11 protein-coding genes are annotated in these 13,489 nt (G+C 66.5%); all 11 read right to left on the reverse strand.

What is annotated here, in order from left to right; translation table 11 throughout:
* Nucleotides 1-64 precede the first annotated feature (64 nt).
* The 11 genes from tssA to L0U82_RS10220 all read right to left on the reverse strand — a co-directional run bounded on the left by tssA (nucleotide 65) and on the right by L0U82_RS10220 (nucleotide 13,487).
* On the reverse strand, nucleotides 65-1,258 hold the full coding sequence (gene tssA, locus L0U82_RS10170; RefSeq protein WP_233830487.1) for a type VI secretion system protein TssA: 1,194 nt from the start codon (nucleotides 1,256-1,258) through the stop codon (nucleotides 65-67).
* On the reverse strand, nucleotides 1,255-5,436 hold the full coding sequence (locus L0U82_RS10175; RefSeq protein ID WP_233830489.1) for a type VI secretion system protein: 4,182 nt from the start codon (nucleotides 5,434-5,436) through the stop codon (nucleotides 1,255-1,257). The genes tssA and L0U82_RS10175 overlap by 4 nt, the downstream gene beginning before the upstream one ends.
* A 109-nt stretch (nucleotides 5,437-5,545) precedes the next feature.
* Nucleotides 5,546-6,301 (reverse strand): DotU family type IV/VI secretion system protein, encoded by a 756-nt coding sequence (locus tag L0U82_RS10180; protein WP_233830491.1) that lies wholly within the window; start codon nucleotides 6,299-6,301, stop codon nucleotides 5,546-5,548.
* A gap of 112 nt (nucleotides 6,302-6,413) precedes the next feature.
* Nucleotides 6,414-7,769, reverse strand: coding sequence for a type VI secretion system baseplate subunit TssK (gene tssK, locus L0U82_RS10185; RefSeq protein WP_233830493.1), 1,356 nt, complete (start codon nucleotides 7,767-7,769; stop codon nucleotides 6,414-6,416).
* Between the two features lie 72 nt (nucleotides 7,770-7,841).
* Nucleotides 7,842-8,357 (reverse strand): hypothetical protein, encoded by a 516-nt coding sequence (locus L0U82_RS10190; RefSeq protein ID WP_442793609.1) that lies wholly within the window; start codon nucleotides 8,355-8,357, stop codon nucleotides 7,842-7,844.
* Nucleotides 8,354-9,778: a dicarboxylate/amino acid:cation symporter gene (locus L0U82_RS10195; RefSeq protein ID WP_233830495.1), complete on the reverse strand. Its 1,425-nt coding sequence runs from the start codon at nucleotides 9,776-9,778 to the stop codon at nucleotides 8,354-8,356. Before L0U82_RS10195 ends, L0U82_RS10190 begins: the two co-directional genes overlap by 4 nt.
* On the reverse strand, nucleotides 9,775-10,476 hold the full coding sequence (locus tag L0U82_RS10200) for an aspartate/glutamate racemase family protein (protein ID WP_233830497.1): 702 nt from the start codon (nucleotides 10,474-10,476) through the stop codon (nucleotides 9,775-9,777). The genes L0U82_RS10195 and L0U82_RS10200 overlap by 4 nt, the downstream gene beginning before the upstream one ends.
* A gap of 10 nt (nucleotides 10,477-10,486) precedes the next feature.
* Nucleotides 10,487-11,761 (reverse strand): dicarboxylate/amino acid:cation symporter, encoded by a 1,275-nt coding sequence (locus L0U82_RS10205; RefSeq protein ID WP_233830499.1) that lies wholly within the window; start codon nucleotides 11,759-11,761, stop codon nucleotides 10,487-10,489.
* Between the two features lie 80 nt (nucleotides 11,762-11,841).
* Nucleotides 11,842-12,753, reverse strand: coding sequence for a substrate-binding periplasmic protein (locus L0U82_RS10210; RefSeq protein ID WP_233833223.1), 912 nt, complete (start codon nucleotides 12,751-12,753; stop codon nucleotides 11,842-11,844).
* Between the two features lie 95 nt (nucleotides 12,754-12,848).
* Nucleotides 12,849-13,088, reverse strand: a complete 240-nt coding sequence (locus L0U82_RS10215; RefSeq protein ID WP_233830501.1) for a hypothetical protein — start codon at nucleotides 13,086-13,088, stop codon at nucleotides 12,849-12,851.
* Nucleotides 13,089-13,100: 12 nt separating this feature from the next.
* Entirely contained in the window at nucleotides 13,101-13,487 is a 387-nt protein-coding gene (locus tag L0U82_RS10220) for a DUF4280 domain-containing protein (protein WP_233830504.1), read from the reverse strand.
* Between the last annotated feature and the right edge of the window lie 2 nt (nucleotides 13,488-13,489).

The following is a 13,489-nucleotide window of genomic DNA, read 5'->3' on the forward strand; positions in this document are numbered from 1 at the left end:
CTTCGGGCGATAGTTCACGCAATACGCTACGGATTGCCGTAACTATCGCCCGCGTCGAAACACGCTATTCAAGCCCCAGCAACGCGAGATAACGCGTCAGATCACCCTCGGTGCGAACGATCTCGCGCATCAGGTCTGCCAGCGGCATTTGCCCCCACGTGACCGCCCGTTTCAGCAGATACGGCGTCGGGCTGTGCGGCTCCTGCTCCTCCAGATAACGCGCGACGATTTCGATCAGCTGATACGCATGCGCGCGGCTTTCGATCTGCCCGAGCGACGCCGCGGCCACCACCTGGCCCCCCGCTTCGTGCCGCGAATCGTCAGCGAATTTGTCCGATTCCACCGCTTCCCCCTGTTGCGCAAACTCGTCCGCATAGGACGCGTCGGCCGACTCGGCACCCTCTTCCACGACTCCAGCCGCGACCGGCGGCAACGCATGGTCGCCGAGCAGACTGGTCGTCGCGCGCGCGAGGCGCGCCAGTACGTCGCCGACGCGCAGCAGATTCGGCCCGTCATCTTGCAGACGCTCGTCGATCAGCGCGACGAGCGAACGCCACGCGCCCTGCGCGTCATCCAGTTGCTGATGCAACGCGCGCAGATGCGCGAGATTGCGCCCTTTGGTCAGATGCTGCGCGAGCAGTTCGCGCGTCAACGTGCCGCCGGGGGCATCGTCGTCTCCAAGCTGGATCACGCGCTGCCAGTCGTCGAGATTGACTTCGGCCGGCTCGCGTCCCTCGATCATCATCAACGGCACGTGCAGCGACAACATCAATGCAAACGACTGATTCATCCACTCGAATGGCGCGATCCGCGCGTCGGCGTCGCCGTCTTCGATTTGCGGCCACGCATGCTCCCAGTAACGCTCGACCAGCGCGGCCAGCAACCGTGTGCCGGAGATAAAGCCGTCGACACGATGCAGATGGGTCCACGCTTCGCACAGCCACGCGGCCAGCTGAAAATCCTTGCTGCGAGTGGCGAGCGCGTCGCTGCACAGCGCGGCGGCCGTTTTCCAGTCGGCCTTGACGAGCGGACGCTCCCATTCGCCCATCGGCAGCGTCGCATCGTCGTGATGCCGCGCATCGCGAATCTGCTGATACAGCGCGTCGTAGCGCAGCGACACGCCGGCGTCACCCGCCTGCTCGTCAGCGTCGGCGTCATCGTTGCCGTCACCACCAATCGGCGCGAGCAGCGCTTCGAGATCGACGCCGAACGGCGTCACCAGCTCGACCCGTTCTTCGATCGTATCCGTCGGATTCATAGCGAGGTCCAGTCCGGCGCGCGCGCCGGGAAGCTGCCAGGCCACGGCAGCGGGGTCTTCTTGCCGGCCGGCATCAGCGTGACGCGCACGAACGCGCGGCCGCGCGCCTGCTTCGGCAACAGTGACAGATCGGCCGGGCTCACGGTGCCGAGCGGGAATTCGAGCGCGAGCAGTTGCGACGCGCTGTCGCCGCGCAGGCTCGAATCCGCCACACGCTGGCGGCTGATAAACGACAGCAGCGCCCACGGGTCAGAGAATTGCCACGTCAGCGTGCGGCCGTCGGTGGACAGCGCGCGCTGCTGCGGATCGTTCAGCGCGGTCAGCGGCGAGTTCTTCGCGAAGCGCAGCACCAGCGTGACCGGCGTGCCGTAATCCCAATGCAGCGCGCGCGGCGCGTCGGACATCGACACGCTTTGCGCGCCGATCGACAGCGTCCAGTCGATCACCTGATTCGCGGCCACTTCGGCATCGCGATTGGCGCGGAACTCGATGCTCACGTCATAGCCGGTCGGCGCGCCATCGTCGCCCAGATAGAGCGGCGACAGCAGCGTCTTCACCTGATCGAAGTTGTCGACGAACTTGCGCACCGCGGCGCTCGTCAGCGGGTTCTGGCTGCCCGCGCCCGCGTGCGCCAGATGGAACGTCTCGGACACCGCCGCATAGCGCTTGAGCACCTGACCGACCTCGCCGAAATCCGCCGAACCCGGTTCGGCACGATTCGTCGCGACGCGGATCATGTTCGCGCCGCTAAACGGGCTGCGTCCCGCGAGGTTCTGGTTGAACGCCGCCGCGAAGCCGTCCCACTGCTGGCGCAGGTCGGACACATAGCTCTGGCTGCAACGCGACAGCAGACGGTCGTACAGCCGCGCATGCAAGGCCGCGAAGAAGTCGTCGGCGCCGTTCGATGCGGGCCGGCCGCCAAACTTCGCCATGCAGTTGCCGACGCCCGGATCGCCCGACACCGTCATCACGAACTGTTCGAGCCGCAGCAGGCTGCTGTTCGGATTTTTCAGCCGATAGCGTTCGAGATCGCGCGTGATCGCCTGCCAGCGCTGCGCGAGCGGCGACGCGGCGTCGGTCGCGTCGAGCGCGCTCAGAAACACCGACGCGTCCTTGCCGAGCGACAGCGCGCGTGCCGACTGCTGGTCGAGATAAGCCGCGAGCGCGCCGGCATCGGCGACGCCGAATGCGGCCAGCACCGGCGAGCGCGCACCGCGCGCGCCGTCGTACGACACGCTTTCGCGTGTCGCATACAGCTCGGACTGCGTGAGCGCATCGTCGACGAAGCGCAGATGCGCGAGCGCGTCGCGCGACATCAGGCCGTTCAGCTCCTCCACTTGCGCGCTCGCGTTCATTTCCGTCAGCAGCGCCTGAATCCTGACGAGCCGCGCGCGCGATGCGTCGAACGCGGCGCTGTCGGTATCGCCCGAGGACGGCGTGACGGCCGCGGCCGCCGCGGTCTGATCGAGGATCAGCTGCGCGAACTGCACGTTGAGCGCCTGTTCGATCGACGGCCGCACGGTTGCCGGCATGTTCGTCAGCCCTTCGGTGATGAAGCGCTTGCGCACGTCGCCGAGCGCGAGCGCCGCATCGAGTTGCGCGCGATCCCAGACGATCGTCGAGCCTTGCGTCAGCGCCGGCAGCGAGCGGTCGCGCGGTGCGGTCATGAACGGCTGGCCGAGCAGATTTGACAGTCCGTCGCGCAGCGCCTGACGGCCCGGCGACACCGCATAGCGGGCGTCCTTGTCGAGCCACACGAGGCCGCTATCCGGCGCGTCGACATGCAGCGCGAACTCGGTGCGGAACGCGCGGAATGCGGTGTCGTCGCGCTCGCGCACCTGCGACGCGAGATCGGGCCCGAGCAGCCGGTTCTGCGCGGCGCGCGTCAGCGTGCGCTCATACACCGGCCCCGGCGTGAACTGCGCCTGACGCAGCCAGCCGCCCTTGCCCGACGCGAGCAGATCGCGCTGCGCATCGATACCCGCGACGATCGCGCGCGAGTTGCCACTCAGTTGCGAGAAATTCGCCGCGCTGCCGTTGCCGGTCGACAGATCGTTCAGATGCCCGATGATCGAGCGCTCGGCCGCGAGCAGCGGGTTGTTCACGAACAACGCGCTATTCACCTGCTGCGCGCCCTTGTCGAACGTGCAGCGCAGCGCCTGCTGGATCACCGGCAAATTGACGCTGCCGGCGGCGTTGGCCGCCAGCATGCCGCGCACATCCTGATTGCGATAGAAGTACGGCAAGGTGCCCGCCACGTTGCCCTGCAATTCGGCACCGAGCGCGTAACGCACGACCAGCCGCAGCGCGTCGGCGTTGTCGCGCGACGGCGTTTGCAGACGCTGCAGCGCCTGCAGCGCGGCATCGAGCTGATCGACCGAACCGACGTATTGCTGCAACGCGCGCATCTGCGGCAGATCGTCGATCGACAGACTCGCGGCGCCTGGCGCATCGCCACGCGCCATCGCCGGCGCGGTGCAATCGTCGCCGATGATCAGCTGGCCGGTGCTCGGGTCGCGGCTTTCGCCGCTTAGCTGACTGACGCGCGCATACATCTCGCGCGTCAGCGCGGCCACCGCGATCTCGCCGAATTCGCGCTCGAAGCGCTCCTTCACGCGCACGTTCAGATCGTCGAACACGCTCCACGAACCCGGCATGAACACCGCCCAGCCGCTGCCCGTTTTCAGGTTCTGATTCATCGCGATCAGCGACAGCGCATTGCGGCGATACCATTCCGCCGGCAAATCCTGGCCCTGCTGCGCGGCCATCGCGCGATCCTGCGCGTTACGGTGCAGCGTGCCGAGCGCTGCGACCAGTTCGCCGTTGCGATGACTCAACTGCACCGTTGCGACGACGAGCCCGATGCCCCAGCCGCCCAGCAGCGCGATGCCGCCCCAGCGCAGCGCGCGGCTCATCATCGGGCGCGCCAGATATTGCGAGCGCGACGGCCGCGTCAGACCGTATTCGGAGAAGATCTTCTTTTCGAACAGATCGCGCAGGAAGGCCGGCTGCAGCATCAGTTCATTGACCGAGCCGCCCGGCTCGCGCCGGCCGTCCGGGTCATTGCCAGCGGGCGCCGGCCACGCGGCATCGGCCGCGAGCGGGTCCGCCGCCGCGCCCACGTCAGCGCCCGGCACGGCGAACGGGTCGTGCATCGCCCCATTGCCCTGCGCCGCGCTCCATTGCGCGAACTCGCTGCTGTCGCCGGTCAGATAGATGCCGCGGAAGAAAAACGGCTCGTGATACGCGCTCGCGCGCAGCAGTTCGTCGACATAGCGTTGCAGTTGCGCGCCCATCGCCTCGATGCGCGACGGCAACAGCAGCAACTCGCGCGCGTCGACCTGGCCCGCGTCGAGTGCGAACAGCTCGGCGCTCGCATCGGACACCGAACGCATGATGCCGCGCATCGCGGTGTCGACCCAATCGGACGAATACGTGGTCGACAGATCGTACGGCGACGACCAGCCGAGCATGCTCGAACGCAACGTCTCCGGCAATGCGCGCGCGAACGGCGCGAAGCCCGTCAGCGACTCGCAGCCGGTCACGACCACATACACGGCGAAGCGCATCGCGAAGCGGTTCTGCGCGAGCCACAGGCGCCGGTGCGCGAGCTTCGCGTGCCGCACCAGTTCGAGTTGCGCATCGGTGTCGTCGGCGAGCAACATCGCGGCCGGCACCGTGATCACGACCGAGTCGAACGGCCGCTGCGGACGGTAGTTGCGGCACAGGCCCAGAAACTCGTCCCATGGCTTCTCGTCACCGTCGTCTTCCGGCGAACCCAGATAGGCCGCCTTGATATCGACGACGATGCCGCGATCGAAGAAATTCCACGAGATGCCCTGAGTGGCCGCCGGGCTCGCCGCCTCGGCGCTCAGCACGCTCGCGACGCCGGCCTGCGCGATCGGCAGCGGACGCGGGTCCTCTCCTTCGCCGAGCACCATGATCCACGGAATGTTGTAGCGCTCGCCGCGCGACGCGATGTTGCCTTCGATCAGCTCGACCGCCTCGCGAAACGCGCTGCGCAGCGAATCGGAGCGCAACCGCACGATCTTGCGATCGGCGCCGGCGGCCGGCTTGTTCGCGCCATGCAGCGCGAAATACAGCACGGCGCCGAGCACGACGCAAACGACCAGCGTCAGCACCGCGATCGACAGCAGGAACAGATTGCTCGTCAACATACCCGCGCTCCCTCTGCCCGCGTTTGCGCTTGCATTTTCGCTTGCGTTCGCATGTGCGCTTCAAACCGCGCGCCGCAGGCGGCGCTCATCTTCTTCACGATGCGTGCGTTCACCGGCTCACCCCCGTGACGGGATCGGCGGACAACGCCTCGCGCACCGGCCACGATTGCCACAGCCATAGCACCTCGGAAATCGCCAGCAGCGAGACCGCCGCGAGCAGGAAAATCATCGTCCAGCGGCTGACGGTCGGCAGCTTGCGCGGCGCGACGTGCGACAGCGTGTTCGCGTACGCGGCATCGGCCAGCACGCGGTCGCGCCCGCCGAGGTCCGGGCGGCGCTGATAGACGAACTCGTACAGTTCTTCGCGATAGCCGCGCAGCCGCGTTTCCGCGTCGGCGCCGCGAAAACGGCCCTGAAAGCCCATCGCCAGCGCGAACAGATACAACCGCGCGACATTGCGGCGCGACGGTTCGCGATCCGACAGCAACTGCTCGATGCGCGTAAAGACGAGGTCACCGGCGACGTTGGTGCGAAACAGCGTCGATTCGAGCAGATACGCGGTCCAGCGCTCGCGGCCGCACCACGGCGTGTTCAGCAGGATTTCATCGGCGAGCACGGTTTTCAGGTAGCGCGCGTCGGCGACGTTTTCCATTTCGAAGCGCGTGCTGTCGCGGCGCGATTCGAGCGTCTGCACTTCGATCAGGTTCAGCAGATGACGGCTCATGCCCTGCGCGGCGACGTCCGGGTCCGTGGCGGTCTCGTCGGCATAGCGCGACTGCGCCTTCACGAGCTCATCGAGAAAGATCCGGAACTGCTCGGTGATGAGGTCGTCTTCCTCGGATTCGGGGGGTCGATTGCGTGCCATGCTCAGCGTACCTTCGTCGTTGCTTTCATCTTCACTGCGTCACCGTGTGGGCCCGCCTGCGCGGGCGCTTTTCAGCCTTTCAACTCAGCCTTTCAACCCTGCAACTCGTTCTTTAGCCCTTCACGAACAGCAGCATTTCCTGCGGCCGTTGCGCACTCGCGCCTTCGTTCGGGTTGCCAATGACCAGCGGTTCGCTTGCATGCACGAGCGCCGCTTCGGCGGCGATTTCGAACAGCAGATAGCCGGAGCCCGAACGAAGCCCGAGTTCTTCCGCGTAATCGACACCGCGGCGCGTCGCACCCAGCACGCGGCGCGCGCGCAGCGAGGCATAGACGGACTGCGAACCGATCACCGCGCCGTCCATCCACGCGAGCAGATCGCGTTCGGACTGACCGCGCAGACCGACGATCAGACGCTCGCCGATCCAGTCCGGCAGCAGCGTGATTTCGAACGCGCCGTGACGGAACTCGAACTTGTGCTCGCGATAGTCTTCGCTGACTTCGGACACCGCTTCGCGCAGCGAGCGCAACATCGGTGTGAACACCGCGAGCGGATCCGCATGGTCGTAATCGGGCGGCACCGGCGGCAGGCCGCCCGGCTTGATCGTCGCGAGCGCGCCGCTCAGCGACGCGAGCGACCAGAACAGCGCGAGCGGATGCAGATGCGGCGTGCGCAGCGTCGCTTCAGCGAGCGGCAACGCGGACAGCAAGCTGCGCAGGCGGTCTTTCAATTCGAGCTGAGTGAGCCGGTCGTCGACTTTCGACGACGGATTGGCGGTCTGCCGCGCGACGAACGCGGCCTTGCCGCGCAGTTGCCCGAGCAGCGACGCGACCGCGCTCCATAGCGGATTGTCGCGAGCGATTTCGAGCAGCGGCGGCAGCGTATCGCCAAGGCGCACCACTTCGTTGTCGCGATACACCGAGCCGAGCCGCAGATGCACGTGCATCGCTGACGGCAATTCGCCCGCGGCCAGCGACAGATTCGGCAGCAGGCGCGCAATCTCGGCGGCCGGCGCATCGGACACTTCGTCTTCGACCGGCGCGCCCGCCGCCGAGCGGAAGCGTTTGACCTGCGCGTCGCGGCGCATCGTCGCCGTGACCGGCAGCACCAGATAGAAATCGAGTGGCCCTTTAGCGAGCTGCTCGGCAAACGGCTCCAGCGACAGTTCGAGCCGCCCGTGCTCGGCCGCTTCGGCCGCATAAGACACCGCGGTGCCGTCCGGCATGATCGCGTCGAGCGCGAGAATGCGCACGAGCCCGGTCGGCAGCAGGCCATTGTCGAGTACGAGGCGCCGCACGCCCCAACTGAACGGCGCGGCGGCCAACGTCTGCCAGGCGACCAGCGAATCGACGCGCGCGGACATCAACTGGAAATGCTGCGGCGACAGCAGCATGCCCTCGAACCATTCGACGCGATCGGTGACCGCATTCGTCACGGCATTCAGTGCCGCATTGCCCGGATTAAACATGCTCGCTCCTTGCCATGCCCGCAACACCTACATCGCAACCGGGGCCATTTATCACTCGACGCTTACACGCTGTCATTTGGTATCCGTGACGGTAAAACCGTTGCTGTCCAGCTGCACGACAAGGTGCCCGCTGAACTGCTGGATCCGCACGCGATGCGCGCCCGGATCCGGGTAATTGGCAAACACGAACGCGCCGGCAAAGCGCGGACCCGCGAAGGTATCAGCCGGCAGATCGAGCCGCTGGCCCGGCACCAGCTCCCAGCTACGAAAGCGGATGCTTTTCGGGAACGTCGCGAGCAGATCGGCGCGCCCCGCGAACCATTTCGCCGAGGTCATCTCGGCGACGCGCGCGAGCATCGCATCGTCGCCGACGAGCACGACGTCGACCGCCACCGGGCTGTCGTTGTTCGCTTCGTCGCTCGCCATCAGCGTCACCTGCGACCACTTCGCTTTCTCGCCGCTCAGGCCGAGCATGCCGCAGCTCGCGAGCAGGCACGCGCAGCTCATCGTCATCGTTAGCATCACGATGAGGTTCGCGCCGCGGCGCAACCCACGGCGCGCGCTCCCGCCAGGCAACCAGTTCGTCATCTCGCTCCAACTCCAATGCCCATCAATACGATCAGTGACGCCGCCACGACCACGCAGCCCGCCGCGAGCACCAGTTGCGCGCGCGTGAACGTGAAGCTCAGCACCTGCGCACCGCCCTGCTCGCCATGAGGATCGGCGCTCGACTGCAGCCACTCCGACGGCAACCCCGCCGACACCAGCGCGATCACCGCGCACACGGTCAACAGGCTCAGCACGTTGCGCGGCCCTTCGCAGATCAGGTCGATCGACACGAACAGCACGCCCGCCGCTTCGACCGGCAAATGCAGAAACGACAGCACGACGCCCATGTAGCCAACCGTGGCGACGCCATTCTGCCCGGCGGAGACGAATGCGGCCAGTGCGGACGCGGCTCCGATCAACGCAATGTCGCCCGCATCCAACGGACGGTCGTACAGATTTGCGACGAACACGGTCGCGAGTGCGAAATACAGCGCGGAGCCGGCCCGCAAAAACACCGAACCGAACGGCACCACCAGTTCGGCGACACCGCGGCTGAAGCCGAGCGTCGCGCTCATCGATTCGATCGTGTGCGGGATCGGCGCGGTCGCGCTGCCCGAACTCAGTGCAACCACCAATGGCGCCTTCAGGCCCTGCAGCACGCGTCCGAACGGCGCGGTGCTGCGCGCGGCGATCGCGATCAGCGCGGCGCCGCCGACCAGCGCGGTGGCCGCGACGAAAGCCAGCAGAAAGCCGCCCATCGCGCTCAACGTCGCGCGTTCGGTATGCGCGGTCAGATGCGCGGACATGCCGAACGCGAGCACCGGAATCAGCAGGTTCGCGTGCGCGATCACGACTTCGAGCGCGCGGTACACGCCTTCGAACACGTTGTTGAGCATCTGCGAGCGCTCGCTCGACAGCGTCGCGAAAGCCAGACCGAACAGGATCGTGCCGGTCAGGATGCCGAGCGAGCGGCCTTGCGCGAGCACCCGGTAGAAGTTGTCCGGAAACAGATCCTGCACGCCGTACGGGCTGACACTCGCGGCCGCGTGCGACAGCGGACCGAACAGCGTGATACGCATTTCCTCGGCATCGCTCGCGCTTTTCAGCACCAGTTCGCCGAGTTGCGCATGCGCGGCGGCGGACAGGTTCTGCCCCGGCATCATCAGCACGCCGGCCAGCGTGCCGCCGAGCGCGCACAGCGCGACCAGCCCGACAGCGAGACCGGCGATCGTCGCGACACGCACGCCCGGGCGCGGCAACGCCAGCACCTGGCGCAAGCCGAAAAACGTCGCGACCACCAGCAGCGGCACCGCCGCCATGTTGACGACCGACAGATACAGCTGCCCGATGAAATACGCAAACGCACCGGCCGGCGCGGCGAACACGCCGGCCAGCCCGCCTACCGCCAGACACAGCAGCAAACCGAGAGGACTCTGCGAAAAAGTTTGCAGCGCTTTCATTGCGGCCTGTTCCAGCCCCGTTCGATCGCGAACGACACGGTCGCGCGCGCGAGTTCCAGCGAACTGTCGATCAGCTTCAGCGGCGGATCGCGCAATTGCTGCGCGGCGAGCGGAATCTCGGTGCAGCCCATCACCGCCGCGGTCACACCGCGCGCGGCGAGCGCGTCGAGCACCACGGCCAGATGCGCGCCGGCCGCGTCGAGCGCACCCGCCTTCACCTCGTGGATGCTCGCGGCGATGCGCTGCTGCATGTCCGCGTCCGGCACCAGCGGCTCGATATCGCGCTCGGTGAGCGCCGCCTGATAGAAGCCCGACACCATCGTGCCGCCGGTGCCGAGCACCGCGACGCGGCGCGCGCCGGCGGGTATCGCGGCCACGCAGGCTTCGGCAATATGCAGCACCGGCGCGCGGCTATGCGCGCGCATCTGCGCATACCAGTGATGCGCGGAATTGCATGGCACCGTGATGAGCCCGACGTCGTTGCGGTTCAGCAAATCGATACCGGCGAGCAGACCGTCGAGGCAATCCTCGCCTTCGCCGAGAATCGCGCGCGAGCGGTCGGCGATATGCGGCAGATTGGCGACCAGCATCGGCAGATGCTGCTGGTCGCAACTGGCGTCGGTCAGCTGCACGACCTTGCCCATGAAGTCGACCGTCGCAAGCGGCCCCATGCCGCCGAGGACTCCGATAAGTGCCATAGCAGGGCTCCTAGATCTTCAACGGACGCGGGCAGATCAGCGTGACTGCCGCGGCATTGCCGATCACGAGGATCAGCGTGCGCAGCATGTCGCACAGCGGGTCGACCGCGAGAAACAGAATGAATGCCGCTTCGAACGGCAGGCGCAGATACGCGCAGGTCATGCCGACAAGCGACACCGTGACGAGCCCGGTCATGCCGGCCGAAGCGAAACCCGCGAGCACCGACGCGAGCAGCACCGTGACGATTTCGACGACGCCGAGCGAGCGTCCGTACAGTTGCGCGATAAAGAGCGTCGCGCTGACGTAATAGACCATCGGGCCGACGCGCAGCAGCGAGATCGTCAGCGGCACCAGCAGTTCGACGCGCGAGCGCGCGAAGCCGAGCCCGTCGACGAGGCTTTCGATCATGCTCGGCATGCAGGCCGCGCTGTTACGCGTGGCGAGCGCCAACGCGAACGGCGCGCGCAGCGCGTCGAGCGTCTTGCCGAGACTGTGGTTCGAACGCTTCCAGATGATCGCGGCGGCCAGCGCCAGCAACAGCACGGAGACCACGAAGAACGCGATCACGAATTGCAGCATCGCGTGCAGCGGCCCGACGCCCGACTTGCCGAGCTGCGCGGCGCTCATGCAGATCAGGATCAGCGGCAGCGGATAGCTGAGCCAGTGCATCAGCTTCTGGCACGCGTGATAGATGGTTTCCAGCGACTGGCTCAGGCCCGCCGAAATACGCTCCGGCACGCGGCCGACCGCGAGGCCGAACAGCAGCGCGAACACCAGCGCCTTCAGCGCATCGCCGTTCGCCAGCGCGGCGAAGATGTTGGTCGGCACGAGGCTCGTCAGCACGTCGGACAGGCTCAGCGACTGCTGCGGCAGATCGGCGCCGTACAGGTTCATCACCGTGTCGCTCGACGACGAGTCGCTGCCGACCATCAGGCCGAAGGTCTGCATCGTCGCGGTCGACAGGTTCTTGCCGGGATGCAGCGCCATCACGACGATCGCGCCGACCACCGCAACGGTCGCCGACGCGCCGAGAAACACCGTGATCACGCGCATCAGCAGACGCGACGTGCCGCCGTCGCGAAACAGCCGCTGCAAGCTGAAAATGACCGCCGAGATCATGAACGGCAGCGTCGTCATCTTCAGCAGATCGACGTAGATGTCGCCGATAAAGCCGAGCTTCTGCGCCTCGGCGGGCAACAACAAACCGATCGTGCCGCCGATCGCGAGACTGCCGATCACCACCCACGGGTTCAGAACGAATGCATAGATCCTGCTGGAATTCATGATGTGCTCTCTTGCGTGTGTGCCGTGTACCGATGCGCGTATGCGTGTACGCGCGTTCTTTGTGGCTGATTCATGGCCTGTTAATGATTGGTCGCCTGCAGAACCGTATTCACGTCGTACTTCGTATTGCGCTCCGCGAGGAACTGGTTGACGAACGCGAGCAGCGTCGGCGTCGACACGTTCACGCCGATTGCGAGCGTGTCTTCCAGATCCTGCAGCGTGACGACACGCAGCCGAAGCGATGCGGTCGGGTCGACTTTCAGCACGCGCTTCACTTCGAATTCGTCGCGATACGCGGCCGTCACTTCACCCGAGTTCAGCGCGGCGAGCACCGCTTCCCAGGTCGGGTAGCTGTGCACCTGCGCCTTCGGGAAATTGCTCTCGACATAGGTCGCATACGACGAATTGGCAACCACGCCGATCGAGCCGTCATAAGTGCGGATCACTTCCGGCACCGGCCGGCCATGCGCGAGTTGCGCGAACTTCACGCGGTTGAGCAGCAGCGCGCGCTTCAGGCTCAGATACGGCGTGCTGAAGCTGATCACCTGCGCGCGCGCGAGCGTGCGCGACAGCTTGCTGACCGCGATATCGGCCTGGCCTTTGGCGAGCAGGCTCACCACGTCGTCGAAGCTCTTCGCGTCGCGGTTAAAGCGCACCTTCACACCGAGCTTCTTCGCGATGTCTTCTGCGAGCGTGATGTCGAGGCCCGTCAGCTTGCCGTCGTGCTCTTCGAAGAACGGCGGCTGGTCGACGCCGAGCACCGCGACGATCAGCTCGCCACGCGCGACGATGCGCGCAAACTCGGGTGCGAGCAGACGTCCGTCCGGCATCTGCACCAGACCGGTCGACGTCATGGTCAGCGACGGCGCCGGTGCCGAAGCGGCACTGTCGACAGCGGCGGCCGTGGCCGGCGCGTGATGCGCGGGCGCATTACCGGCCGCGCCGGCGGGCAGCGCGATCAACGAACCCAGCGCGAGCGCCGCCGCGAGCATCGCGGTGCCACGTGTGCGGCTAAAAGCGCGGCCAAAAACGCGGCTAAGGGTCCGGGCAACATTCAGAAACAGAGACGACATGACAAGTACCAGTCCTAGAGAGTCGAAGAAGCAGGAGCCGCCGCGGACGCGCTGCCGGCGTCCGGCGAATTCTGCGGTGCCACACTGCCGGTCGAGACCGACGCGGGCGCGGCCGAAGCCGGGGGCGTGTCCGGCGCGGCAAAGCGCGAACCGATCTCGACCCCGAGCAGGAACAACAGCACGCATAGCAGCAGCGCGCAGGTCGCGGCGATCGTCACCATCCGCGAAGTCATCGAAAAAACGTATTGCTGCATGGGTCCTGGTCCTCACGGAATCATGGTGGTGAACTGCGCGGGCGCGGTGATCTGGATCACGCCGCCCCACGAGCACATCAGCTTCGACGAATCGTTCAGCGCCGGCTGTCCGCCGATCAGCACGGTCGGCGAACCCGGCACCCACGGCGCGGCGGTCACGGGCAGACACGGCATCGGCGTCAGCGCGCCGAGCGCGGCAGCCGTTGCGGCGGCGACCATCGGATTGCCCATGCAGCTGCAGGTGCCGAACGGCATCACGTTGACCATCGGAATGTGGTCCATGATCGTCGCGGCCGGCGCGCCCGAGAGCACCGCGTTCAGCGGCAAAACGTTGAGCGTGCCGGGCGCGGCGCCGAAGCTGCATTGCACGGTGGTGCCGGAAGTGATCTGCATGCCCACGG

It is taken from the genome of Paraburkholderia sp. ZP32-5 (genome assembly GCF_021390495.1).
GTDB lineage: Bacteria > Pseudomonadota > Gammaproteobacteria > Burkholderiales > Burkholderiaceae > Paraburkholderia.